The sequence below is a fragment of the Kribbella sp. NPDC051936 genome, assembly GCF_040680955.1.
Classification (GTDB): Bacteria; Actinomycetota; Actinomycetes; order Propionibacteriales; family Kribbellaceae; genus Kribbella.
On sequence record NZ_JBFAXS010000014.1, the window covers coordinates 109,112 to 133,039 of the forward strand.

The 23,928-nt window shown below is 68.9% G+C and carries 24 protein-coding genes, 1 tRNA gene and 1 pseudogene; 10 read left to right on the forward strand and 16 right to left on the reverse strand.

The annotated features are described in order from the left end of the window. The first annotated feature begins 239 nt into the window (after positions 1–239). Complete coding sequence (locus tag AB0L64_RS38795; RefSeq protein ID WP_363717984.1) at positions 240–641, forward strand: hypothetical protein; 402 nt, start codon at positions 240–242, stop codon at positions 639–641. 352 nt (positions 642–993) lie between these two features. On the opposite strand, the gene AB0L64_RS38800 is transcribed toward AB0L64_RS38795, so the two are convergent. From AB0L64_RS38800 to AB0L64_RS38815, 4 genes are all read right to left on the reverse strand, one after another. After that, positions 994–1,773: an MBL fold metallo-hydrolase gene (locus tag AB0L64_RS38800; RefSeq protein WP_363717962.1), complete on the reverse strand. Its 780-nt coding sequence runs from the start codon at positions 1,771–1,773 to the stop codon at positions 994–996. Positions 1,774–1,806: 33 nt separating this feature from the next. Continuing rightward, complete coding sequence (locus AB0L64_RS38805) at positions 1,807–2,640, reverse strand: alpha/beta hydrolase (protein ID WP_363717963.1); 834 nt, start codon at positions 2,638–2,640, stop codon at positions 1,807–1,809. An 18-nt stretch (positions 2,641–2,658) separates the two neighbouring features. Further along, positions 2,659–3,483, reverse strand: coding sequence for an alpha/beta hydrolase (locus AB0L64_RS38810; RefSeq protein WP_363717964.1), 825 nt, complete (start codon positions 3,481–3,483; stop codon positions 2,659–2,661). 93 nt (positions 3,484–3,576) lie between these two features. Further along, on the reverse strand, positions 3,577–6,306 hold the full coding sequence (locus AB0L64_RS38815; RefSeq protein ID WP_363717965.1) for an AAA family ATPase: 2,730 nt from the start codon (positions 6,304–6,306) through the stop codon (positions 3,577–3,579). Positions 6,307–6,366: 60 nt separating this feature from the next. On the opposite strand from AB0L64_RS38815, the gene AB0L64_RS38820 reads away from it, so the two are divergent. From AB0L64_RS38820 to AB0L64_RS38830, 3 genes and pseudogenes are all read left to right on the forward strand, one after another. Then, positions 6,367–7,293: an alpha/beta hydrolase gene (locus tag AB0L64_RS38820; protein WP_363717966.1), complete on the forward strand. Its 927-nt coding sequence runs from the start codon at positions 6,367–6,369 to the stop codon at positions 7,291–7,293. Positions 7,294–7,570: 277 nt separating this feature from the next. Beyond that, positions 7,571–7,684, forward strand: a pseudogene (locus tag AB0L64_RS38825) (helix-turn-helix domain-containing protein); the annotation flags it as partial. Between the two features lie 80 nt (positions 7,685–7,764). After that, positions 7,765–8,781 carry an integrase core domain-containing protein gene (locus AB0L64_RS38830; RefSeq protein WP_363717967.1) on the forward strand — a complete coding sequence of 339 codons (1,017 nt, stop codon included), beginning with the start codon at positions 7,765–7,767 and terminating at the stop codon, positions 8,779–8,781. Positions 8,782–8,832: 51 nt separating this feature from the next. Here AB0L64_RS38830 and AB0L64_RS38835 read toward each other — a convergent pair. The 6 genes from AB0L64_RS38835 to AB0L64_RS38860 form a co-directional block, all read right to left on the reverse strand. Then, positions 8,833–8,905 (reverse strand) — tRNA-Arg (locus AB0L64_RS38835). A gap of 36 nt (positions 8,906–8,941) precedes the next feature. Further along, positions 8,942–10,231, reverse strand: coding sequence for a hypothetical protein (locus AB0L64_RS38840; RefSeq protein WP_363717968.1), 1,290 nt, complete (start codon positions 10,229–10,231; stop codon positions 8,942–8,944). Positions 10,232–10,324: 93 nt separating this feature from the next. Then, positions 10,325–10,930 carry an META domain-containing protein gene (locus AB0L64_RS38845; RefSeq protein ID WP_363717969.1) on the reverse strand — a complete coding sequence of 202 codons (606 nt, stop codon included), beginning with the start codon at positions 10,928–10,930 and terminating at the stop codon, positions 10,325–10,327. Next, on the reverse strand, positions 10,927–11,433 hold the full coding sequence (locus AB0L64_RS38850; RefSeq protein ID WP_359926972.1) for a SigE family RNA polymerase sigma factor: 507 nt from the start codon (positions 11,431–11,433) through the stop codon (positions 10,927–10,929). Before AB0L64_RS38850 ends, AB0L64_RS38845 begins: the two co-directional genes overlap by 4 nt. A gap of 92 nt (positions 11,434–11,525) precedes the next feature. Then, a complete protein-coding gene (locus AB0L64_RS38855) occupies positions 11,526–12,830 on the reverse strand; it encodes an alpha/beta hydrolase (protein ID WP_363717970.1) in 1,305 nt (434 codons plus the stop codon). Between the two features lie 142 nt (positions 12,831–12,972). Then, positions 12,973–13,572, reverse strand: a complete 600-nt coding sequence (locus AB0L64_RS38860; protein WP_363717971.1) for a hypothetical protein — start codon at positions 13,570–13,572, stop codon at positions 12,973–12,975. Between the two features lie 249 nt (positions 13,573–13,821). On the opposite strand from AB0L64_RS38860, the gene AB0L64_RS38865 reads away from it, so the two are divergent. Genes AB0L64_RS38865 through AB0L64_RS38875 form a run of 3 tightly spaced genes read left to right on the forward strand, consistent with a single transcriptional unit; the run spans position 13,822 to position 15,117 of the window. Next, positions 13,822–13,962, forward strand: coding sequence for a hypothetical protein (locus AB0L64_RS38865; RefSeq protein WP_355700801.1), 141 nt, complete (start codon positions 13,822–13,824; stop codon positions 13,960–13,962). Next, on the forward strand, positions 13,959–14,600 hold the full coding sequence (locus AB0L64_RS38870; RefSeq protein ID WP_363717972.1) for an alpha/beta hydrolase: 642 nt from the start codon (positions 13,959–13,961) through the stop codon (positions 14,598–14,600). The genes AB0L64_RS38865 and AB0L64_RS38870 overlap by 4 nt, the downstream gene beginning before the upstream one ends. A gap of 4 nt (positions 14,601–14,604) precedes the next feature. Then, positions 14,605–15,117, forward strand: coding sequence for a GNAT family N-acetyltransferase (locus AB0L64_RS38875; protein WP_363717973.1), 513 nt, complete (start codon positions 14,605–14,607; stop codon positions 15,115–15,117). Positions 15,118–15,146: 29 nt separating this feature from the next. Here the strand turns inward: AB0L64_RS38875 and mscL are convergent, their stop codons facing one another. From mscL to AB0L64_RS38890, 3 genes are all read right to left on the reverse strand, one after another. Then, positions 15,147–15,533 (reverse strand): large conductance mechanosensitive channel protein MscL, encoded by a 387-nt coding sequence (gene mscL, locus AB0L64_RS38880; protein WP_363717974.1) that lies wholly within the window; start codon positions 15,531–15,533, stop codon positions 15,147–15,149. 117 nt (positions 15,534–15,650) lie between these two features. Then, on the reverse strand, positions 15,651–16,265 hold the full coding sequence (locus tag AB0L64_RS38885; protein WP_363717975.1) for an SAF domain-containing protein: 615 nt from the start codon (positions 16,263–16,265) through the stop codon (positions 15,651–15,653). A 57-nt stretch (positions 16,266–16,322) separates the two neighbouring features. Next, on the reverse strand, positions 16,323–16,667 hold the full coding sequence (locus tag AB0L64_RS38890; RefSeq protein WP_363717976.1) for an FmdB family zinc ribbon protein: 345 nt from the start codon (positions 16,665–16,667) through the stop codon (positions 16,323–16,325). 188 nt (positions 16,668–16,855) lie between these two features. Here AB0L64_RS38890 and AB0L64_RS38895 point away from each other — a divergent pair, with 188 nt between their 5' ends. Next, complete coding sequence (locus AB0L64_RS38895) at positions 16,856–19,396, forward strand: penicillin acylase family protein (RefSeq protein ID WP_363717977.1); 2,541 nt, start codon at positions 16,856–16,858, stop codon at positions 19,394–19,396. On the opposite strand, the gene AB0L64_RS38900 is transcribed toward AB0L64_RS38895, so the two are convergent. Genes AB0L64_RS38900 through AB0L64_RS38910 form a run of 3 tightly spaced genes read right to left on the reverse strand, consistent with a single transcriptional unit; the run spans position 19,397 to position 21,913 of the window. Continuing rightward, positions 19,397–20,461 carry a serine hydrolase domain-containing protein gene (locus AB0L64_RS38900; RefSeq protein ID WP_363717978.1) on the reverse strand — a complete coding sequence of 355 codons (1,065 nt, stop codon included), beginning with the start codon at positions 20,459–20,461 and terminating at the stop codon, positions 19,397–19,399. It abuts the gene before it with no gap. Next, a complete protein-coding gene (locus tag AB0L64_RS38905) occupies positions 20,461–21,360 on the reverse strand; it encodes a phosphotransferase (protein ID WP_363717979.1) in 900 nt (299 codons plus the stop codon). The genes AB0L64_RS38900 and AB0L64_RS38905 overlap by 1 nt, the downstream gene beginning before the upstream one ends. Continuing rightward, complete coding sequence (locus AB0L64_RS38910; protein WP_363717980.1) at positions 21,353–21,913, reverse strand: 5-formyltetrahydrofolate cyclo-ligase; 561 nt, start codon at positions 21,911–21,913, stop codon at positions 21,353–21,355. The genes AB0L64_RS38905 and AB0L64_RS38910 overlap by 8 nt, the downstream gene beginning before the upstream one ends. A gap of 65 nt (positions 21,914–21,978) precedes the next feature. On the opposite strand from AB0L64_RS38910, the gene AB0L64_RS38915 reads away from it, so the two are divergent. Beyond that, entirely contained in the window at positions 21,979–23,364 is a 1,386-nt protein-coding gene (locus AB0L64_RS38915; RefSeq protein WP_363717981.1) for a UTP--glucose-1-phosphate uridylyltransferase, read from the forward strand. Next, positions 23,361–23,837 carry a GNAT family N-acetyltransferase gene (locus AB0L64_RS38920; protein WP_363717982.1) on the forward strand — a complete coding sequence of 159 codons (477 nt, stop codon included), beginning with the start codon at positions 23,361–23,363 and terminating at the stop codon, positions 23,835–23,837. The genes AB0L64_RS38915 and AB0L64_RS38920 overlap by 4 nt, the downstream gene beginning before the upstream one ends. Positions 23,838–23,928 lie beyond the last annotated feature (91 nt).

Below are 23,928 nucleotides of genomic sequence, written 5' to 3' on the forward strand. Positions count from 1 at the left end.
CCGGTCGGCCTCGCGCAGGTACGGAGGACGACGGTCGTGTGCGATCGCGAGCAAGCCGCCGAGGCCGACAACGGCATGGTCTACACCGTCCGGCTGTCGGGCGGGAAAGGCGGCCGCAACGGCCTCGAGACCGAACTCCGCCGCCTGAACGTGGTCCAGAAGAACTCCCGGCCTAACCACCCGACCACCTGCAGACGATCAAGAAATGGCTGCGCGCCCAATCCGCGCAACCCGCCACCATCGCCGAGCTCCAGGCGCTGCTCGACACCTTCGCCGACGAATACAACCACCGCCGCCCGCACCGGTCCCTGCCGCACCGAGCCACCCCGGCCACCGCCTACACCAGCCGGCCGAAAGCAACCCCGACCGCCGACCGGACCGGCGAGGTCCACCATCGCGTCCGCACCGACCGCATCGACGACACCGGCGTCGTCACCCTCCGGGTCAACGGCCGGCTACACCACATCGGCATCGGACGAACCCACGCCCGAACCCACGTCCTCATCCTCGTCCACGACCTGCACATCCGCGTCATCGACGCCGCCACCGGCGAACTCCTCCGCGAACTCGTCCTCGACCCCACCAAGGACTACCAGGCAACCGGAAGACCCCCAGGGCCCGTCCCCAAACACCCCAAATGACCAACACCCGAACCCACGAATCGTGGGTTCGGGTGTTGCCGACGTCTTGAGACATCGCAGGGTGCCCCCGGCAGGATTCGAACCTGCGACGCACGGTTTAGGAAACCGACCCATCCCCTCGACATGTACCCCTTCAGGCGTAAGCAACCATCACTAGTTCGGTCGCTCTTGACTCCTGTCGGCTCGGGCCGACACCTGTTTGTTCCCACCCTGTTCCCATGCTGAACTGCTTCAGCGCCGCGGACCCGCTCGAGCCCAGTGGGGCTGAACCGGACTCCTGGTCGAGGATGCAACCAGCAGTCCAGTCCGGCCAGATGCAAGCCCGGCGTCGGTCCGGCACCGGACCTGAGGATCACAGCTGGGTGGGTCGGCCGGGTTCGAGCCACCTGACGACGCGCTGGCTGCCGGCATCGTGGTCGAGTGTGGTGCGGAGATGGTCAGTCGGTTCGCTGAAGTGTGACCAGCCGTCGTAGTGGACCGGTACTGCCAGCCGTGGTTCGAGGAGTGCTAGGAGGGACGCCGCGTCGCGGCTGTTCATGGAGTAGCGGAGTGGCCCGGTGATGGGAAACCGGACGTTGCCTAGGTGCATGATGAGTACGTCGACGTTGAGTTGGCGGGCGAGTCGGCGGATCGGTCGATGCAGGACTGTGTCGCCTGTCATCCACACCGCCACGGTGGCGGCGGTTCCGAGGGTGAGGGCGAATCCGATGACTGGGCCTGTGACGGGTCCGCTCAGGGCTGGGCCGTGGCGGCAGGGCGTGGCTCGGATCGAGAGGTGTTCCTTCCCTGATGCGTCCAGCGTGGTGGTCTCGCCGGTACCCAGACCACGGACGTCAGGGGCGGCGAGCCGCCGGGCACCTGTCTTGGTGGTGATCACGGTGCCCGCGGCGGGGAGGAGGTCGCGGCCGCGGTCGTCGAGGTTGTCGGCATGGTGGTCGTGGCTGAGTAACACGACGTCGATCGGCCCGATTTCGTCGGGCTGGAGCGCGGGGCCGGCGGTCTTGGTGGAGGAGGTTCCCCAGCCGAATTTGTACTTGCGTCCTGGTGGGTCGAAGGTGGGGTCAGTGAGGATCCGCCAGCCGCCGAGCTCGAGGAGGACGGTAGGCCCGCCCAGGTGTGTCATCTGAACCATGGACGGACCGCCCGTTCTGTTCTCGGTTGCCGGTCAGGACTCGGTGGTGCGGATGGAGATTCGTGCGTGCTTCAGCGCCCAGTTGAGCGCGTAGTCGGCCACGGCTTCCCAGCCGGGGGCGCCGCAGGTCCAGTGGTCGCGGCCCTCGAACTCGTGGTACTCGGTGAGGGCGGGAGATTTCTTGTAGTGGTCGGCGTTCGATTTGTTCACCGCCGGCGGCATGATGTGGTCCTTCTCGCCGGCGATGAACAGCAGCGGAGCGCGGTCGGCGGAGTAGTCGAGCCAGGTGTCCTGGTGGCCGGGTTTGAAGTTGGCGAACAGACCGTATTCCCAGACCCAGTAGCCCGGCGCAGCGATCGCGTAGCGGTCCCAGACGGCCTTGGACTCCTCCTGGGTGAGAGTGTTGGTGAAGGCGTAGTGGAATTCCTCGGGGGTGAAGCCGACGGCCTTGTGCCGATTCGCTGGGTTCTTCAATGCGGGGAACAGTGACTTGGCCTGGGACAGCGGGCTCACACGGACGCCCTCGGTGGGGGCGGAGTCGATGACGACGCCTGCTGAGCCGAGGCCGCGGGCGAGCAGCAGCTGGGTGAGGGTCCCGCCGAAGGAGTGGCCGATGATGATCGGCGGAGTCTCGACTTTCTCGATCACGGCGGCGAGGTGGTCGACGGTCTCTGGCACGGTCAGGTTCGCGATCAGGTCGGGGTTCGCGCGCAGGGCCTCGACCTCGATGTCGAAGCCGGGGTACGCGGGGGTGAGGACGGTGAAGCCCTTGGCCTGGTAGTGCTGGACCCAGTTCTCCCAGCTGCGTGGCGTCACCCACAGGCCGTGCACAAGGACGACGGTGTCGGGACGTGGAGTGTCGTTCATGATGTTGTTTCCCTCTGGTCAGGCGTCGATGAACTCGAGCAGGTCGGCGTGGAGCCGGGTGCGGTCGGTGTCTGGCAGTGCGTGGGAGCTGCCTTCGTAGACCTTCAGTACGGCGCCGTCGATCAGCTCGGCGGATCGCTTGCCGCCGACCTCGAACGGCACGATTTGGTCGTCGTCGCCGTGGATGACGAGGGTTGGTATGTCGACCTTCTCCAGGTCCGGGCGGAAGTCGGTGGCCGAGAATGCGGCGATGCACTCGTAGGCGCCGCGGTGACCACAGGCCATGCTCTGCAGCCAGAACGCGTCCCGGAAGCCTTGGTCGACATCCTGGTTGCGGTTGTGTCCGAAGAATGGGCCGTCGGCGAGGTTGCGGTAGAGCTGTGAGCGGTCGGCGGCCTCGCCTGCTCGGATCTCGTCGAACACTTCGATCGGGAGTCCTTCGGGGTTGTCGTCGGTTCGCACCATGAGCGGCGGCACGGCGGAGACCAGGACGAGGCGGGAGACGCGGCTGCTGCCGTGGCGGCCGAGGTAGTGGACGATCTCGCCGCCGCCGGTGGAGTGGCCGACAAGGGTGAGGTCGTTGAGGTCGAGGGCGTCGATGAGGCAGGCCAGGTCGTCGGCGTAGGTGTCCATCTCGTTGCCGTTCCAGGTCTGGCTCGAGCGCCCGTGGCCGCGGCGGTCGTGGGCGATGGCGCGGTGCCCGTGTTCGGCGAGGAACCGGGCTGCGGCTTCCCAGGCGTCGGAGTTCAACGGCCAGCCATGGCTGAGGACAACCGGCGAGCCGCCGGCGCCCCAGTCCTTGTAGAAGATCTCGGCGCCGTCGTCGGCGGTGATGTAGGGCATGGGGCCTCCTTGAGTGAGGTTTTCCCCGAGCCTGTACCGGTACGGGCCCATGCGGACCACGTACCGCACGTAGTCCTGACGAGTGCGGGTCCGTCAGGACGGCGGGTGGATTCGGTCGGCGAGCTGCCGACGAGAGGAGACCCCGAGCTTCTGGAAGACCTTGCGCAGGTGGTAGTCGACGGTGTTGACACTCAGGAACATGGTTGCGCCGATCTCGGCGTTGGTGTGGCCGGCCGCGGCGAGCCGCGCGACGGTCAGCTGCTGGGCTGTGAGGTCGAACTGGCCGGGTTCGCCGGCTGCGGGCGCGTGTTCTCCGATGGCTTCCAGCTCGTTCCGGGCGCGTTGTGCGAACCCCGGCGCCTCGGCGCGCTCGAGGATATCCACGGCCTGGCGCAGCTGCTCCCGTGCGTCACGGCGTCGCCGTGCCCGTCGTAGCCATTCGCCGTACAGGAGGTGGGTTCGACCGAGCTCGACCTCGATGTCGGTCGGGGCCAGCGTTGCGATGGCTGCTTGATAGTGCGGTTCGGCGCTGTTGTCGTCCACGAGCGCCCGCGACCGCTGCGCGAGACCGGCTGTCCATGGCGACCCGTTGGCGCGCGCCAGCTCTTCCAGGTGTTGCACCAGGTCGGCTGCCTCCTCGAGGTGCCCGCTGCGGACCGCGGCCTCGACCAGGTCGGGGATCTCCAGCGGCGTGACCTGGAGGAAGGGGTCGTCCACGAGCGGCTTCAGTCGGCCGTACGCGTCGCCGTAACGGCCTTCGGAAAGGTCCCGGGTGGCGAGGGCTGCCACCCCGGCGGCATGAACGCCGCCGAAACCCATCGCGCTCGCGCCGTCGGCGATCATTTCGATTTGGGGTCGGGGTGCTGCGCTCCAGGCCAGGAGGGCGACGTTGACTACATGCTCGGCGTCGTAGCCGATGGCGCGGCGCAGCTCACGGACCTGCTCGATGTACTGGCCCGCCCGTCGCGGAGTTCCGCCCTTGAGCTCGGCCAGGGACATGATCCAGAGCGCGGTGTCGAGCAGTTGCAGCGAGCCGGCGTCGCGAGCGGCGTCGGCGGTGGCCTCGAGGCAGGCACGTCGCGCAGTGGCGTCCCACAGCGCCGTGGTGAGGGCGACGCTGATCGCTCCGTACTGCAACAGGGCCTCCGGGCCCAGCTGAGCGATGGCGTCCACGGCAGTCCGCATGATCGGGACCGCCTCGTCGTAAGGCAGCAGGATGTGCGCGCTGAGGGCGCGCAGGATAGTCGCGGCGATTCCATCGCCGAGTTCGGCGCCTTTCCGCATCCGGGCGCCGAGCTCCGTGAGAGTCGCGCCTCGAGCGAGGCGTTCGGCCGGCAACGTGTACTCGAACGCCTTGATCAGCGCGTTCTGCTCCAACACCGCGTCGTGACCATGGAACAATTCGGCGGCGGCCAGCATGTTCGCCCCGCCGTTCATCAGTGCCGGGTCCGCGGTGAACAGAGCGATGCTGGCACGGGCCGAGATCAGTCGGCCCCGCGAGACCGGGTCCAAGGCCTCCTCGTCCACGTCGTCAAGCAGGCTCTTGGCCAGTTGTGCCGCGCCGGCGGCCAAGGCCGCCTCGGCCGCCGCCACCAGCCGCGCGTACCTGCGACCACCCTCTGGCGTCAGCGCGGAGGCCTGGGCCAGCACCCTGGCGCGCGACGAGAAGCCACCGCGCCGCCCTGCCAGGTCGGCAACGCGTTCCAGCCGATCCGCCACGGCAGGGTCGGTGCCCAGCGTGGCCTTGGCGGCGTGCCAGGCTTCCAGCTCGACCAACCCCAACCGACCCGACGCCACCGACAGCGCGCCGTGGACACGCCGCCGCTGTCCGCCTTGGGCGGAGTTGTAGGCCGCCGAACGTACCAGCGGGTGCCGGAACCGCGCTGATGGCGAGAGCACCACCAGACCGGCAGCCTCGGCCGCGTCCGCCACGCTGTCAGGCAATCCGAGTTCCTGCCCGGCCGCGCGGATCAGGTCGACGTTCCCGGTGGAGTCGGCTGCTGCGATCAGCGACCACTGCTGCAGATCAGGAGGGAGGTGGCGGATGCGGCGCAGGTAGAACGCTTCGAGGTGGTGTCCGACCGGGAACGGCTCGTCGGCGAAACTGGACTCGGTCAGCTGTTTGATGCTGAGTTCGTTTGCCAGGTCAATCAGCGCAAGCGGGTTGCCGCCCGTCGCCGCAGCGATCTGAGTTGCAGCCGCCGGGTCGATGACTTCGGGCAGGGAGGACATCAGCAGCCTGATCGCCGACTCGGGAGCGAGGCCCGCGAGAGCGAGCGTGGGTACGCCAGCCATCTGCGCCGCGAGACTGGCGTCGTCGCGGCCGGCGAAAATTATTGCAGCCGACTCCGCCTCCAGTCGTCTGGCGACGAACGCAAGCACGTCCAGCGACTCAGAGTCCAGCAGGTGTGCGTCGTCAACCGCGCACACGACCGGCTCTACCTCGCCCGCGGCCGCGAGCATTCCCAGCACGCCCAACCCGACCAGGAATCGATCCGGTGGCGGGCCGTCAGCCACCCCTGATGCCACCTGCAGCGCCTGTTGGTGGCGGCCCGGAAGCACGTCCAAGTACGCGGCCAGCGGGATCATCAAGCGTTGCAGGGCGGCGAATGGGATTGTCGACTCTGCCTCGTAGCCATCAACCCGCAGATGCCGCATACCGGTCGCACCCGCCAAAGCGGCTTCCAGCAGCGAGGTCTTTCCTATCCCTGGCTCGCCGGACACAAGCAATGCACCGCCGCGCCCATTTCGCGCGTGCCCAAGCAGACTGCGGACCTGTCGCTGCTCGGCATCCCGCCCGAGCAGACCCCCCTCCACTCCCATAACCGCCGACCCTAAACCGGTCGCGTCGTGCCCACCAGTGATAACCACTACGCATCTCACGTGGTCCGCGCCGGCCCGAGGTCGATCCACGATGCATCGACCGGTACCGACCCCAAGGAGAGCATCATGACGCTCCGAACCCCACGCCGTCTGCACGTGCTGGCTACAGCGTTGGCCGCAGGTCTGGCCTTGCTCAGCGGATCACTACTGACTGCCACCGCCTCGACGGGCTCGGCGCAGACCACGCCCGAGCAGGTGCGCACCTCGGCCCTGCACTCTGCGGCGAAGCCCACCATCGTCTTCGTCCATGGCGCCTTCGCCGACTCCAGCGGCTGGAACGCAGTTGCCGGCCGCCTGCTCGACGCCGGCTACCCGGTCCTCGCGTTCTCGAACCCACTGCGCGGCCCCCTCGCCGACGGCGCGTATCTCCGCGACTTCCTGGCCACCATCGAAGGACCGATCGTCCTGGTCGGCCACTCATACGGAGGCGCCGTCATCACCAATGCCGCCACCGGCAACCCCAACGTGAAGTCCCTCGTGTACGTCGCCGCCTACGCCCCGGACGAGGGCGAGAGCGTAGCCGCCGCGAACACCTTGGGTGGCGGGCACACCCAGGTCACCGAACACCTCGTGCTCCGACCCTTCCGCGGAGCCGCTGAAGGGGACGCCGACGCCTACATCGACCCGGCCTACTTCCACCAGCTCTTCGCCCAGGACTTGCCGCAGGCAACTACCCGATTCATGGCCGCCACTCAGCGTCCCGGCGCCCTCGCCTCGCTCGTGACGCCCTCGGGCCCACCGGCCTGGAAGACCATCCCAAGCTGGTACCTCGTCGCCAATCAAGACCGCATCATCCCGCCCGAGGCGGAGCGCGCCATGGCGGCCCGGGCCGGCTCGACCGTCGTACAGATCAACAGCTCTCACGTCGCGATGATGAGCAACCCCGACATCGTGGCGAAACTCATCCGAGACGCCGCGAGAGGCTGACCAGCGATCCCGCACAGGCCGACGCCCAGGCGCCCCGCTCGCGCGGGGCGCCTGGGGGTGTCGATCTCATGAGCGGCTATTTGGCGCACGGTCTTGGGGCCGCCCGATCGATCCCCTCAGCAATGTCACAGTGAGAGTTCCGGCATGGTAGGCGATACCCCCCACCGTAATCCGCGCGCGGAAGCCCATTGGCGCCCCGACAGTGTTGTGGTTCAAGACATAGGCGACACGTGTCTCAGGTCATCGGCGACAGGGCAGGTGGGCTGGATGCTCGGGCATGTCGAAGGCTCGGTTGGTCATCACTGCGTTGTTGGTGGAGGGGCAGTCGGCCTCTGAGGTGGCCCGGCGGTACGGGGTGCACCGGGCGTGGGTCTACAAGCTGAAGGCCCGGTATCTGGCCGAGGGGGACGCGGCGTTCGAGCCGCGGTCGCGGCGTCCGAAGACTTCGCCGGGGCGACGCCGGTCGAGACGGTGGAGCTCGTACTGCGGCTACGCAAGGAGTTGTCCGAGCGGGGCCTGGACGCGGGCGCGGACACGATCGGCTGGCACCTGCAGCACCACCACCAGACAGCGTTGTCGCGGGCGACGATCCACCGGATCCTGACCCGGGCCGGCGTCGTCGTTCCCGATCCCGGGAAGCGGCCCAGGTCGTCGTACCTGCGGTTCGCTGCCGAGCAGCCCAACGAGTGCTGGCAGTCCGACTTCACCCACTACCAGCTGGCCGGCGTCGGCAATTCAGCCGGCCGCGGCGTGGAGATCATCAGCTGGCTGGACGACCACTCCCGCTACGCCCTCAGCGTCACCGCCCACCCGCGGATCACCGGCCCGATCGTGGTCGCGTCGTTCCGCGAAACCGTTGCGCAGTACGGGATCCCGGCCTCCACGCTCACTGACAACGGGATGGTCTACACGACGAGATTGTCCGGCGGGAAAGGCGGCCGCAACGGCCTCGAGACCGAACTCCGCAAGCTGAACATTCTTCAGAAGAACTCCCGACCCAACCACCCCACCACCTGCGGGAAGGTCGAGCGGTTCCAGCAGACCCTCAAGAAATGGCTCCGCGCCCAACCGATCCAGCCCACCACGACCGCCGACCTGCAGGTGCTGCTCGACGCCTTCACCGAGTACTACAACCAGCACCGGCCGCACCGGTCCCTGCCGCACAACTGCACCCCGGCCACCGCCTACGCCGCCCGCCCGAAAGCCGGCCCCAGCGGCGACCGGACCGGCGAGGTCCACCACCGGGTCCGCACCGACCGCATCGACCACACCGGCGTCGTCACCCTCAGGGTCAACGGCCGGCTCCACCACCTCGGCATCGGCCGAACCCACGCCCGAACCCACGTCCTCATCCTGGTCCAGGACCTCGACATCCGGGTCGTCGACGCCGCCACCGGCGAGCTCCTGCGCGAACTGGTCCTCGACCCCAGCCGCGACTACCAGCCCACCGGCAGACCACCCGGACCCATCCCCAAGAACAACAGGTGAACCCACGAATCGTGGGTTCACCTGTCGCCGATGTCTTGAGACATCACAGGGTGCCCCCGGCAGGATTCGAACCTGCGACGCACGGTTTAGGAAACCGACGCTCTATCCCCTGAGCTACGGGGGCGCACGCGGGGACAGCTTAGCGGAGTTGGGGGGTGGGTCAGCCGGTCAGGGCGGTGACGCCGAGGTGGCCGGTGATGGACTTGTAGCGTTCGGCGTAGAGGGTGGTGCAGCGGGAGGCGGCGCAGCCGGCGCCGGCGAAGGTGATGCCGCGGACGGTGGCGGAGCTGGCGCCGCGGCGTGAGTAGACCGGGCCGCCGGAGTCGCCGCCGATGATCGCGACCAGACCGCCGCGGGTGGCGCGGATGACGTACGTCGTACAGCCGTCGGCGTCGCAGTACTTGGCCGACGTCGAGCGGACCGTGAGGTTGCACAGCGACGTACTGAAGCTGCCGGACTGGCAGATCACCGTGCCGACGCCCGGGTCGCCGCCGCCGGTGACGGTGCGGGTGTTGACGCTGTCGCCGGGGCCGTCCGTCCAGATCTTCGCGCCGTACGCGCTGCCGGTGACCAGGGCCTGGTCGTAGTCCGGGTAGTTCGTGCGGACCGTGGTGGTGCCGTAGTAGTTGGGGCCCGACTTCCAGACCGTGCCAGGTGCGCCGCAGTGGCCTGCGGTGACCGACCCGCGCTGGCCGTTGGAGCGCCGTATGACGGAGAAGCCGGCGCTGCAGTTCTTCAGCGACGAGGTGATGCGGGCGCCGCCCCAATGACCTCCCTTCGGGGTGTCGCTCAGCCGCGACGTCCGGGCGAGTGCCCCTGCGACCAGCTGTACGCCGGTCAGCTTGTGAAGCCCGGCCAGCGACGCGGCGGAGGTGGTCGCCTGGTCGTACTCGACCACGACGTTCTCACTGACCGGGTCGAGGTCTGCGGAGTACGTCGTGCGCGACGCGTCGGCGGACCACGCGCGGTCGCCGACCGCGTTCCAGGCGTCCGCGATCGACTGCGCCGAGCGGCAGCTGGCTTCGACCTTGACCAGCGGTTTGCCCGCGGCCGGCAGCTTGCGCGCCATCGCGGACTGGTACTTCTTCGCGTCGAGCTTCGCGGAGTCGACGACGACCTTGTAGCCGCTCGTCGCCGAGCCGACCACGCCGATCACGCCCTGGCTCAGCCCGTACGGCAGGCCGGACGTCGGGCGGCCGCTCGCATCCAGCGGCTCGAGCGACTGGACCGCTGCGGAGATGCCGTCACCGAGGGACTCGCCGAGCGGTCGCGCGTCGGACGCGGACGTCGGCTGCGCGAGCCGTTTCGCCTCGGTCGAGCTCGTACCCGGCTGCGCGTGGGAGCACGCCGCGGCGCCCGTCACCGCTCCCGAGGAGGGTGCGGTGAGGGCGACTGCGAAGAGTGAGACGGAGCCGAGTGTGACCAGCGGGACGGTGACAGAGAGTCGCACGAAGCTCCCCAGATCGGTGGACCAAACCACTAGATGGTCCGGTCAAGGGCTCCTTTCCGTCAAGCCCTGATCACTGTCCGCGAGCAGATTCGACTACCGTGCGCGAGCGTAACTGGCAAGTTGACGCCCGTCGGCGCCGAAGAGCTGAAGCGTGTCGCCGCTGACCGCGATCCGCTTCGCGGCCTGCAGTACGCCGGTGTGCGGCACGTTCTCGCAGCCGACCAGGTGCTGCGGGCCGACCGTCGCGGTGAACGCGCCACGCTGACCTATGGTGTACGTCCCCTGGAGCCCGTTGCAGCCGTCGGAGCCCGTCCAGGTCCCGTCCAGCTTGAACACCAGCACCGGATCCTCGGGTCGCGCCTCCCTCAGCGCCCGCGTGCCGACCATCTGCACGGCCCGCCACTTGCCGGCCACGGCCTGGCCGGACAACACCTGTGGTGTCGCGCCCACAGCAGCGGTTGCCTCGCCGGTGGCGACCGGCGTTTGCGTCGGCTTGTCCTGCGAGCCGGCCAGCCCGAACCCGGCGACGGCGATCGCTGCCACCGCGGCCGCGGCAGCACCGGAAACGAACCAGGTACGCCGCTGGGCGCGGCGGGCGCCGGCGGTGGCGCGCTCGGTCAGCCCGTCGGCCTCCGGAACCGAGGCCGCGGCCCGTTCGAAGGTCCCGCGCAGGTCATCCTCGAGATCGGTGTTGCTCACGACAACCTCTCATCAACACGGTTGGAGTCTCTGGTGGAGTCTCTGGCTTTGCGGAGCGAGGCGAGCGCCCGGCTGGCGGTCGCGCGCACCGAGGACGGTTTGATGCCGAGCACGTCGGCGATCGTCCGGTCGTCCAGGTCCTGGTAGTAGCGCAGGACGAGCACGACCCGTTCCCGGGCGGACAAGGTCGCCAGCGCGCGCCACAGGTCGTCGGAGTTGACGACGTGTGTCGCGTGGTCCGGCACGGTGCGGCGCGGTTCGAGGTCGGCCGTCGGCGCCTCGCTGAACGAGCGCCGCCGCGTCATCGAGAGGTACTCGTTCACGAGGATCCGCCGGACGTAGTGGTGCGGGTCGTGCGCGGTGCGCACCTTCCGCCAGGAACGGAACGCCTGCATCAGCGCGATCTGCGCCAGATCCTCCGCCCGCTGGTAGTCGCCGGAGACCGTGAACCCGAGCCGCACCAGTTCCTGTCCACGGGCGGACACGTACTCCTCGAACTCCACTCGCCACTCCCTGGCTGGGCGTACAACTCCTCACGTCTATTAGACGCATCGAGTCGCCCAGCTGATGCAGCGGTTCGTACACAGTTCGATCTCTAGTGCAGCAGGAACTCCCGGACCTCCTCCTGCCCGCGCGGATCGCGCTGCACGCTGTGGCCGCTGCCCGGTACGACGACCAGCTTCGCGTCGCGCGCGTGCGCCTCCTCCCATCTGGCCCAGTCCAGTGGGCAGAACAGGTCGTTGCTCCCGTGCAGGATCAGTGTGCGCGGCAGGAGCTCCTGCTCGGGTGGGTACGTCGACACGCGGGCGGCCGGCCAGCGCAGACAGCCCTGGATCATCAGTTGGCTGCGTGCGGTCGCCACGTCGTACGGGTACAGCTGTTTCGGGTCCAAGCGGCGTATCGCGTCGTCGAGGGCGGCCTTGCGGTCGGGCTTGCCGGACCAGGGGAACCGGAGGTCCGAGCAGAGGGTTGCCATGTGGAGGCCCGCGGACAGCGTGTCGTAGGTCAGGCCCTTGCTGGTGGTTTTGTAGAACAGCTGCTTCAGACCGGCGTCGTCGCCGTTGCGGGCGGCGTGCAGGATCGCCGGGATGCCTTTGAGCGACGGGTTGACCGAATTGAGGCTGGCGACCGACAGCGTCTCCATCAGGTCGGTGCCGCTCACACCGTTCTGCACGAGCCAGGCCAGGTCCTCGACCGGATCAGTCGTGCACGCGACGTCCTGGCGGCAGGTTGCCTCGAGGATCTCGCCGGATGCTGCCATGAGGTCCACGCCCAGCGGGTCGAAGCCTTTGTGCGGTACGACGGAGTCCAGCACAAGCGCCTGCACGTGGTCGGGGTACTTGAGGCCGTACTGCGCGGCGGTGAAGCTGCCGTACGACGTGCCGTCCAGCGTCAGCCGATCGACCTTGAGGGACTGGCGCAGCTGCTCGATGTCTTCGACGGTGTCCGGCGTGCCGTAGTACCCGAGGCCGGGCCCGATGCGCTGAGCGCACTCGTCGACGGCTGTGGCGGGTGGGGTGAGGAAGTCCGAACCGCCCACCGTCTCTTGCAGCGCAGGGCAGTTGATGCCGTTGGATCCCGTGCCGCGTTGATCGAACATGACGAGCCGGTACTCGCGCAGCACGTCAGGGTGCACGTTGCGGCGCAGGTTACGAAGCAGCGGTACGCCGGGTTGGCCGGGACCGCCGGTGAGGAGCAGGAGAACGCCGCGCGGCGCGTCGACGTTGTCGGCGGCGATGACGGAGAGGTCGAGCGACGGGCCGTCAGGGCGTTGCCGGTCGAGCGGCACGTGCAGCGTCGTACACCTGAAGCCCTGGGTGCAGGGGCTGCTCTCCGTTTCCGGAGTCGAGCAGGCCGTGCAGGCGAGGACGAGCGCGCACAGCAGCCGGATCGTTCGCATTCGGCCCTCCCTCAGGCCGAGGGTGCGGCACAGCGGCGACCGCCGCAACCTGCCTCGCGGGTCGACCTCGAGAGGGACCCGCAAGGCAGGCGCGGGTTGACCCCACGTCGGACGGCTTCGGGGTGCGCGTCCGCGCGCGAGGTCAGCGCAGGCCGAGTGACTTGGTCAGCTCGGCGGTCACCTGGCGCGGCGCCGGCAGGGCACCAGGCTTGCCCTGGCCTTCCAGGGAGGTCGCCACGAGGCGGCGGCAGCCGAACGCCTCGGCGGTGAACGACAGCACGCCGCGGTCGTTGTCGGTGAACCGCAGGACGTACGTGGGGCCGAGCTCCTTGGTGCAGACGGCCGGCTTCTTCGCGACGGGTTTCGCCGCGTCGATCAGGGCGAGCAGTTCCGTGGCCTGCTGACCCATCCGCTTGGTGGTGACCGTCGCGTAGTCCGGCCCGGTCGCCTGTGGTTCGTACTGGCAGATCGCGACGCTGACGGGATTGAACTTCGAGGCTGCCGCTCCCTGGCCCCACACCGCTTTGTCGGTGGCGGCCCGGACGGCCGCGATGGTGTCCGGGCAGTCCATGCTCGGCGTACCGCTCGGGCTTGCTGACGGGCTGGCGGAGGGGGTGGGCGATTGGGTGGGCTGGGCGGCGGGCGGGGACGAGGCGTCCTCGGTGCCGCAGGCGGCGGCAACTCCGAGCACAGCCACGACGAGCGTCGCACCGATCAGGCCCCGTGTCCGTTGTGCACTCACGACTCGGTCCTTCCGGGTTGGCAAGGTCCACCATGATGGTGGAACGGGGTCACGTCGCGCGTGCCGGAACATCACGGCGGCGCGTCTATCCGGTCACGTCGCCGGATCGATCCCCAACCGAGGCGCAGCTGTAACGTCCGGGCACTGGCCGCAACCGCCGCTCCGTGCGGCCGCCGACAATCCGCCCGCAGCGGTGATGAGGGCCGAACTCGATCCCGGACCGTCGCGCCGACTCGGTAATCTGGAGGCATGACGAGCCCGTACGAAGACGACGAGCCGCTGCTGCCGGACCAGACGCGCGACGACGACCCGCGGACCTGGGGTGACAACGACTTCGGCAGTGACGACGACGATCGCATCCTGAACGAGGTCCCCCCGCACCACGGATGACGGCGGCGGTGTTCCTCGTCCACGGCGGCCTCTGGGAAGCCATGGACGCGGACGCGTTCTGGGGTACGACGGGCATCACCGATGGTCTGCGCGCCGCCCTGGACACCGAAGTACTTGCCCCCGACCGGCCGCAAGGTGCGGACCGATGGGACGCCGAGGTCGAGGCTCTCGGTGAACAGCTGGCGAAACGTTCCGGTCCGGTAAGAATCGTTGGGGCCTCCAATGGGTGTACTGTCGCGGTCCTGCTGGCGCTGAGGTTTCCCGAGCTGGTCGATCGCCTCCTTCTGGCCTGGCCCGCGACGGGTGACGACGCCGCCGCGAACGAGCGTGCCCGGGCCGGGATGGTGAGTCGTGGGTGCCCGCCGGCCGCTGCGAATGGGCTGCTCGCAGGCGGCGTCCTGCGGGGCGTGGCGGACGACGAATTGGCGTCGCTGGAGCGAATTCGGGTGGCGGTCCTGCCGTCGGTGCCGGAGAATCCGTCGCATCAGCGAAAGACGGTCGACGCGTTGCTGCGGTCGATCCGGGGGAGTCGTGAGCTGGCCGGGTGTCCGGAACCGCCGACGCCCGCGTTCCGTGACCGGAACGGCCCGCCCTACCTGGATCAGCTGGTGCGAACGATCGTGGAGTTCGTCAACTGAGGGGATGAGCGTGGAGCTTCGGGGGTTCGACGACGGGTACGGCGTCCAGGTCGCGGGCTGGGCGCTGGACGAGAAGGAAGTGGCGTTGCTGTCCGGGCGGGTGGTCTACCCGTTCCCCGACGAGCTACTGGCGAGTTGGCGGACGGTCGACTCCGACATCCACTCCTATCTGCTGTTCGACGGCGAGCGGCCGGTGGGGTACGGCGAGGTCTGGCTGGACGACGAGGAGGACGAGGTCGAACTCGCCCGGATCATCGTCGATCCGGAGGTCCGGGGTCGTGGGGTCGGCGGCGAACTCGTGCGGGCGCTGCTCGGGCCGGCTCTGGACGCCGGGTACTCGGAGGTATTCCTGCGGGTCCGGCCGGAGAACGCCCCGGCGATCCGCGCATATCACGGCAGTGGCTTCGTCGATGTCCCCGCCGCGTTGATGGAGGAGTGGAACGACGGTCAGCCGGTCCCATACCGCTGGATGCGTTATGCCGGTGAGCAGGTGGACGTCGGCGAGCTCAGGGGCTGAGGGTTTGCGTCCACCTGCCGCGGCAGGTGTTACCGACGGGCGCTCAGCAGGTCCCGGATCTCGGTGAGCAGTTCCTGGTCGGTGGTCAGCGGGGCGGGCTCGGGCTCCTCGCCGCGCTGGCGACGCTCGGCCAGCTTGTTCAGCGGCATCACGATGAAGAAGTAGACGGCCGCCGCGACGAACAGGAAGTTCAGCGCCGCGTCCAGGATCAGGCCGATCGAGAACTTCGCACCGTTGATCTCGAAGTTCCAGACGCCGGTCAGATCGGTCTTGCCGAAGATCGCCGCGACCAGCGGGTTGATGAAGCCGTCCACGACCGCATTGATGATCTTGGTGAACGCTGCGCCGATGACGACGGCGACCGCGAGGTCGACGACGTTGCCGCGCATGATGAATTCCTTGAAGCCCTTGAGCATGTGGGTGCCTCCACGAAGCGGGTGGTTGTCCCCCGACAAGTTAGGGCTGCAGGTTCGTCAGAGCGAGCGACCGCGCCGCATCGTGACACATCGTGCCGTGACAAATCCGACGAGTGATCAACTCGTGTCCGGCGTCAGCGCGACAGTTATCCGTGCGTTCGCCCCGGCCTGCGCCAGTCGGGCGGCCGCCTCCGGCGCGGCGGCGACCACGATCAGTGCTCCCGAGGTGGTCGATCGAGGCGACGGCAGAGCGACCACGGGAACGGCGCGGGCCAGCACGGTCGCGGCGTCCGCTGTGGTGCTCGCCGCGGCGTACAGAGTGATGCGGTCGCCGACGCGGAGGAGGGCGGTGACGTCGGCGTCGTCGACGCGGAACGGGTAGGCGACAGAGCCGGACGGCACGGCCGGCGGCGCCAGGAATCTGGCGTCGGTGAGCGGCTCGCCGGCTCTGACCGGTCCGCTGAGCACGCGATTCGTCAGCTTGCTGCCCGGTCTGAGCGCACCGGTCGGCACCGCACCGGCCGGTAGGTCGACGGTCCGCAGATCGTCGCGCGCCGGTGTGACGCCGCCGGCCAGGTCGCGAGCGGCGGCCAGCACCGCGACGGTCGGTGGCGGCGCGGGGGAGAGGGCGAGAAGTCCGAAGTACACCGCGGCCGCGGCGGCGACTCCGGCGAGCAGCCGGCGGTGCCACCGGGCGGCCCGGAGCAGGTCACGAGGGGAGGGGATTTTCATGCCGGAGAAGGTACGAGTTTCTCCGGCAACCGCCCTTCAGTTGTCCACAGGCGGCGGTCAGGCCGCGCTGGAGCCCGAGGACGACGACGAACTGCTCGAGGACGAGGACGATCCCGAGGACCCGGTGGACGACGACCCCGCGGACGTCGACGAAGAAGAGGACGAGGACGAGCCGGACGACGAGGACGACGACTCGGCCTTCGCCGGCGCCGAGCCCTTGCCGGACGACCGGCTGTCGGTCCGGTAGAAGCCGGAGCCCTTGAACACGACGCCCACGGCGTTGAAGACCTTGCGCAGGTTGCCCTCGCAGTTCGGGCACACGGTCAGAGCGTCGTCCGTGAAGCTCTGGCGCACCTCGAGCGCTTCGCCACAGTCGGTGCACTGGTACTGGTACGTCGGCACGGTCGGTTCCCTTCAGGCCGCTGGCACTCCTACTACCCGACTGCTAATAATGCGTCAGCCGCCCGAAGTATTCCAAACCCGTGTCCACCTACCTCAACTCTGCGTCCATGTCCAGCCGACGCAGAGCAACGCAAAGTTGTGAGGGACCCCATTTGGGGAGGACGGGGGGATTCTCTACGGTTGGGTCCGTGCGTCGCCTGCTTCGAGTCGTCATCATCAGCGGAATCGCCCTCGCCACGGTCCTCCTGGTGATCGCGGGAACCGTCGTCTTCGTCGTCCGCCACTCGTTCCCGACGTACGACGGAACGATCGAGCTGGACGGCCTGGACGCCGACGTCAGCGTGGTCCGGGACGCCAACGGCATCCCGCAGATCTACGCCGACAGCCCGGCCGACCTGTTCGCCGCGCAGGGGTACGTGCACGCCCAGGACCGGTTCTTCGAGATGGACTTCCGCCGGCACGTCACGTCCGGCCGGCTGAGCGAGCTGTTCGGCAAGACAGCGCTCGAGACGGACAAGTTCACCCGGACCCTCGGCTGGCGGCGCGTTGCCGAGAAGGAACTGCCGCTGCTCAGCCCGACCACCCGGCAGTACCTCGACGACTACGCCCGCGGCGTCAACGCCTACCTCGCCACGCACAGCGGCTCCGGTCTGAGCCTGGAGTACGGCGTCCTCTCCCTCCAGCCCGGCGGGCCGAAGAACTACCGCCCCGAGCCCTGGACCGCCGCGGACTCGCTGGCGTGGCTGAAGGCGATGGCGTGGGACCTCGGCGGCAACCTGGACGAGGAGGTCACCCGGACGAAGCTGCTGTCGGCGTTCCCGGCGCGCAACGTCGAGAGCCTCTACCCGCAGTACCCGTACGACCGGAACCAGCCGATCCTGTCCGGCGGCTCGATCGGCAAGGACGGCAAGTTCACCACCGCGCCGGTCAGCCCGGAGCTCCGCCGCGGGATGCTCACCCAGGACCTGCTGAAGTCGCTGGACTCGGTGCAGAAGGTCGCGAAGGGCCTGCCCCAGCTACTCGGCCAGGGCGACGGCGTCGGCTCGAACTCCTGGGTGGTCTCCGGTGACCACACGACCACCGGCAAACCGCTGCTGGCGAACGACCCGCATCTGGGCGCGACCATGCCGGGCATCTGGACGCAGGTCGGCCTGCACTGCAACAACGTCGGCAAGAGGTGTCCGTTCGACGTCTCCGGCTTCAGCTTCTCCGGTCTGCCCGGCGTGGTGATCGGCCACAACAACGCAATCTCCTGGGGCTTCACCAACCTCGACCCCGACGTCCAGGACCTGTACCTGGAGCGGATCGACGGCAACAACGTCCTCTACAACAACAAGTGGCGCGCCATGGCCACCCGTGAGGAGACGTTCAAGGTGGCCGGCGAGGACGAGCCGGTGAAGATCACCGTCCGCGAGACCCGGCACGGCCCGCTCATCTCCGACGTCGGCGACGACGAGCGCAAGGTGGGTGAGTCCGCCGCCGCGCAGGCGAAGTACCCGACGGCGTACGGCGTCGCACTGCAGTGGACCGCGCTCAACCCGGGCCGGACCGCCGACGCGCTGTTCGCGATCAACACCGCCCAGAACTGGACCGAGTTCCGGGCCGCCGCGCAGCAGTTCGAGGTGCCCTCGCAGAACCTCGTGTACGCCGACACCGACGGCCACATCGGCTACCAGGCGCCCGGGCTCGTCCCGATCCGCACCACCGGCCGCGGTGACTGGCCGGTCCCGGGCTGGGACCCGAAGTACGCCTGGAAGGGATACGTCCCGTTCGACGCGTTGCCGACCGAGTTCGACCCGCCGGACGGCATCATCGTCACCGCCAACCAGGCCGTGGTGCCGAACGCGTACAGCTACTACCTGACGAACTCCTGGGACTACGGCTACCGGTCGCAGCAGATCCTCGACCGGATCAAGGCGGCCGGGAAGCTGGACGCGAACGCGATGGCGTCGATCCAGCTGGACACCAAGAACAAGATCGCCGAGATGCTGGTCCCGTACCTGCTCCGGATCAGCATCGACGACGCGTTCGACAAGCAGGGCCAGGACACCCTGCGGAACTGGGACTACACCCAGCCGCCGGACTCGGCCGCCGCGGCGTACTTCAACGTGGTCTGGCGCAACCTGCTCGCGCTGACGTTCCACGACCAGATGCCCGAGGGCACCTGGCCGGACGGCGGCTCCCGGTGGTTCGAGGTGGTTCACACGCTGATCGCGCAGCAGAACAGCGGCTGGTGGGACAACATCGGGACGCCGCAGCGGGAGAGCCGCGACGACATCCTCCGCGAGGCGCTGATCAACGCGCGGACCGAGATCACCCAGAAGATGGCGCGGGAGCCGTCCAACTGGCAGTGGGGCCGGCTGCACAAGCTCACGCTGACCAACCAGACGCTGGGGACGTCGGACATCAGCCTGGTCCGGAAGATCTTCAACCGCGGCCCGTACGAGCTGGGCGGCGGGGCGTCGATCGTCGACGCCACCGGCTGGGACGCCGCCGAGGGGTACGCCGTGACCGCGACCCCGTCGATGCGGATGGTCGTCGACCTGTCGGACTTCGACAAGTCCCGCTGGGTCAACCTGACCGGTGTCTCGGGCCACGCGTTCTCCTCGAACTACACCGACCAGACCGACCTGTGGGTCAAGGGCGAGACCTTGCAGTGGGCCTACACCAAGGGCGCGGTGGAGGCCACCCGCAAGCACTCCCTGACGTTCACCAAGCCGGACCGGTAGTCACCAGGCGGGCGCGACGGCCTCGGCGAACAGTTCCTCCGGCCACGTCCAGAGCGCCCGCTGGGTCAGCAGGATCGAGATCGTCCCGTCGACCGGACTTGTCGACCACAGGGTGCCCAGACCGCCCGCCCAGCCGTACCGGTCGGCGCTGACGGACACCCCGTAGCCCCAGCCGGTCTCCGGCCCGAGGAAGCCGGCGGCCGCGGCACGCTGCTTCGGCGTGAGCTGATCGGTCGTCATCTCGGCAGCCGCTGCCGGCGACAACACGCCGGCGCCGCCGGTGAGCAGCATCCGCGCGAAGGCGTGGAAGTCGTCGACCGTCGAGATGAGTCCACCGCTCGCATCAGGGAACGGCGGCGGCGTCAACCACTGGCTCTCCGCAGCCGGGTCCAGCAGGTCCTCACCGATGTACGCCGTCGTCAGCCGCCCCGGATCCACCGCCGTGAACCCGGTGTCGCGCATCCCCAGCGGCTCGAAGATCCGCTCGCGCAGGAAGTCCTCCAGGGGCTGACCAGAAACCCGCGCGATGAGTACGCCGAGCACATGCGAGCCCGTCGAGTACAGCCAGCGCTCACCCGGTTGGTACTGCAGCGGCAGTGTGCCGAGCCTCTGCATCCACTCGCCCGGCTCGAGCGGAGTCCGCGGCACAGGCGGCCCGAAGGTATGGAGCTCCAGTTCCTCCTCTCGCTGCCGCAGCGAGGCGTTGTCCGATTCGCCCAGCCCGAGCCGGAACGTGAGCAGGTCCCTGACCGTGATCGGCCGGTCCGCCGGCACTGTGTCGTCGAGCGGTCCGTCCGGATCCCGCAGTACGACGGGGTGCGCCAGCTCCGGCAGCACGTCGTCAACTGGCGCGTCCAGGGACAGCCGAAGCTCGTCGACCAGGACCATGGTCGCGGCCGCGACGATCGGCTTCGTGAACGACGCGATGCGAAACAGGCTGTCCCGCTGCAGCTCCGGGCCGTCGTACGCCGTTCTGCCGAGCACCTCGACGCGTGTCTCGTCGCCTCGGCTCAACAGGCTGATCAGACCGGGCACTACACCGCTGTCGACGTATCTCTGCAGCATCAGCTCAGTCCAGCAGCGAACGGCATCTCCCGCCACTGCGCGGCGAACATGCGGATGCCGTCGGCCAGTCCGGGGAACTGTGGGACCAGTGGGGTGCACACCAGGACCTGGAGTGCGCGGGCCAGGTCCATCACCTGCTGGACGCGGGGGTCCAGCGTCGGGAGCCCGCGGGAGCGTGCGCCCTCGTCGTACGCGTGGCACAGGTCCGGGCCGAAGCCGGCGAGGTCCCACTCGAGCGGGCCGACGGACACGTCCTCGAAGTCGGCCCACAGCGGCCCGTCGACGGTGGTGATGAGATTCCACGACGGGGCGTCGCCGTGCAGCGGCTGGACGGTCGCGGACGGGAAGACCGCCTCGAAACCGGACCTGCTGGTCAGGATCGGCTCCAGCACCTTCCATTCGGCTCTCGCCCGGTCCAGGTCGTCCTGCTCGAGCAGACCCGGCACTGCCTCGGCTGTCGCCAGACCGGATCCGATCAGCCGCAACGGAGTCATCCAGGACAGCTCGCCCGGGTAGCTCGCGAGCTGAGCGTGCAGCTCCGGTACTCGCGCTGTCGCCGCGATGTAGTCCGGTTCAGCGGCCTTGTCGACCTCGACGTACGTCCAGAAGGTCATGGTCAGCCCGTCCTGCTCCGCCGGTTTCAGCGGTACCAGAGGGCTAGGCGGCACCACGGGCACACCTTGGTTCACCAGCCAGGTCACCACGTCGAGCTCGCGCTGCTGGCGCCCTGGTTCCTGTTGCAGGTCGCCGGGCAGGTTCATAGGCACCCGTGCGACGACAGGGGACGGCTGCAGGTGCACGACTGTCGAGAATGCCTCGTAGAGGACAGTCGGGTCGGTGACCGTGAGGCCGAGGGAACGTGCGGCTGTGGCTGCGGCTTGAACCGCGGTCTCAGTCATCTCCTGATCTTCGCAGCGGGATCAACCGGTTTGGCGTCAGTGCGGCGTCGACCGGCCGGTCGTGCGTGTCGCAGGGGAGGGCGTCGACGATCTCCGTGTCGTAGACGGCTGCCCACACCGGCGTACCGGGGCGGACGCGGGCGAGCGCACGGTCGTAGGAGCCGCCGCCGCGGCCGAGGCGTACGCCGTCACGGGCGACTGCCACGGCCGGGCAGATGACCAGGTCGGCGGTGGCTATCGCGTCGGAGCCCAGGTCGATCGGCGGCTCGGACAGACCGAGCCGACCGGGTACCAGGTCCGCTGCGCCGGGTGCGACGCCCCAGCCCAGGTCGTTGTCTGCGTACAGGATCGGCAGCAGCACCTCGCGGTGCGTCGCGAGCAGCCAGTCGATCAGCGCCCCGGTCTGGGGCTCCGGCCCCCTGGACACGTAGAGCGCGACTCGGTACACCTCGGGCAGCACCTGTTGGGCGCTCGCCAGCAGTCCGTCCGCGCGGGGCCGCTGCCCCCGCGCCGCCAGGAAATGCTGCCGCGCCACGGCCTTCGTCTGGAACACAGTCCGATCGTATGAGCGTGACGCGCGCAACACTGGGATTACCGTGCGTCCCCTAGGGTTGGTGCATGGGTGAGGTGGGTCTCAGACAAGCGCAGGAGAAGATGCGAGCGGCCGGCGCTGCCGATGTCGCGATCCGCGTCTTCACGCACTACTACCAGTTGCTCGAGTCCGGTCAGCAGGGGAAGATCCGCGAGGCCGACATCGAGCCGGTGGGCGAGCTGCCACACCTGGACCACCTGGACACCGACCCGGACGCGCTTCGCGCCGCGCTCGCCGAGACGGTGGTCATCAAGCTCAACGGCGGCCTCGGTACGTCGATGGGCGTCACCGGCCCGAAGTCCGCGCTGCCGGTGAAGAACGGGCTGAGCTTCCTGGACATCATCGCCCGCCAGATCCTGAGCACCCGGCGGGCGTACGACGTACCGCTGCCGCTGGTGCTGATGAACTCGTTCCGCACCAGGACCGAGTCGCTGCAGATCCTGAGCGAATACGACGGGCTCGCGGTCGACGGCCTGCCGCTCGACTTCCTGCAGAACATGGAGCCGAAGCTGCTCGCCGACGACCTGACGCCGGCCGAGTGGGAGGCGGACCCGGAGCTCGCCTGGTGCCCGCCCGGGCACGGTGACCTGTTCACCGCCCTGGTCGCCTCCGGCACCCTGGACGCGCTGCGGGAACGCGGTTTCCGGCATGCGTTCATCTCGAACGCCGACAACCTCGGCGCCACCCCGGACGCGCGGATCGCGGCCTGGATGGCCGAGCACGACGTGCCGTTCGGGATGGAGGTCTGCCGGCGGACGCGGTCCGACCGCAAGGGCGGTCACGTCGCGGTCCGCACCTCCGACGGCCGGCTGATCCTGCGCGACAGCGCGCAGGTCGCGGACGAGGACACGCAGTACTTCCAGGACATCACCCGGCACAAGATGTTCAACACCAACAACCTCTGGATCGACCTCGACCGGTTCGCCGACCTGATGGCGGGGCACGACGGGATCCTCGGGCTGCCGATCATCGTGAACCGCAAGACCGTCGACCCGGCCGACCCGTCCTCGCCGAAGGTGATCCAGTTGGAGACCGGGATGGGGACCGCGATCGAGACCTTCGAGGGATCGCAGGCCGTGGTCGTCGACCGCAGCAGGTTCAAGCCGGTCAAGACCACCAACGATCTACTCGTGCTGCGCTCGGACGTGTACGAGCTCGACGAGGCCGGCGACCTGACCACGACGCACGAGGGCGACGAGCCGTACGTCGACCTGGACCCGGAGTACTTCAAGATCCTCGCCGACTTCGACGCCCGGTTCGCGGCCGGCGTGCCGTCGCTGGTCCGGGCCGACCGGCTGGAGGTCCGCGGCGATGTTGCCTTCGGCAAGGACGTGGTGGTGGTCGGGGACGTCGAGGTGACCGCGCCCGACGGCGAGCGCCGGGTGATCCCGGACGGAACCGAGCTGCGTTGATCGACGACCTCCTGGTGCGTCTGCTGGAGCCGTCCGACACGGGTGAGGCGGCCGCGCTGTGGTGGCGGTCCCGCCACGCCGACGGGGCTCAGCTGCCGCCGGCGATCCATACCGCGGAGCAGGTCGCCACCTGGTTCGCCGACGTACTGCTGCCGGACGGGCAGACATGGCTCGCGCTCGACGACGGCCGGATCGTCGCGGTCCTGACGCTCGACGGCGACGACCTCGACCAGCTGTACGTCGCCCCGGAGGCGGCCGGCCAGGGCATCGGCTCGGCCCTCGTCGATCTGGCCAAGGACCTCCGCCCCGGCGGTCTGGCGTTGTGGACGTTCCAGAGCAACACGCGCGCGCAGGCCTTCTACTCGCGGCACGGCTTCCAGGAGGTTCGCCGTACCGACGGCGCGGCCAACGAGGAGCGGGCCCCGGACGTCCGCATGGTGTGGGGCCGCCACCCGGAGGCGGACCTCACCTAGCCTCGAGATTTCACGTCGTGGAGGTTGAGGACGGCGCGTAACGCACGGAAGTGCCTGTCTGGTGAGGGATTCTTGGCTTGTCGAAGGTCAA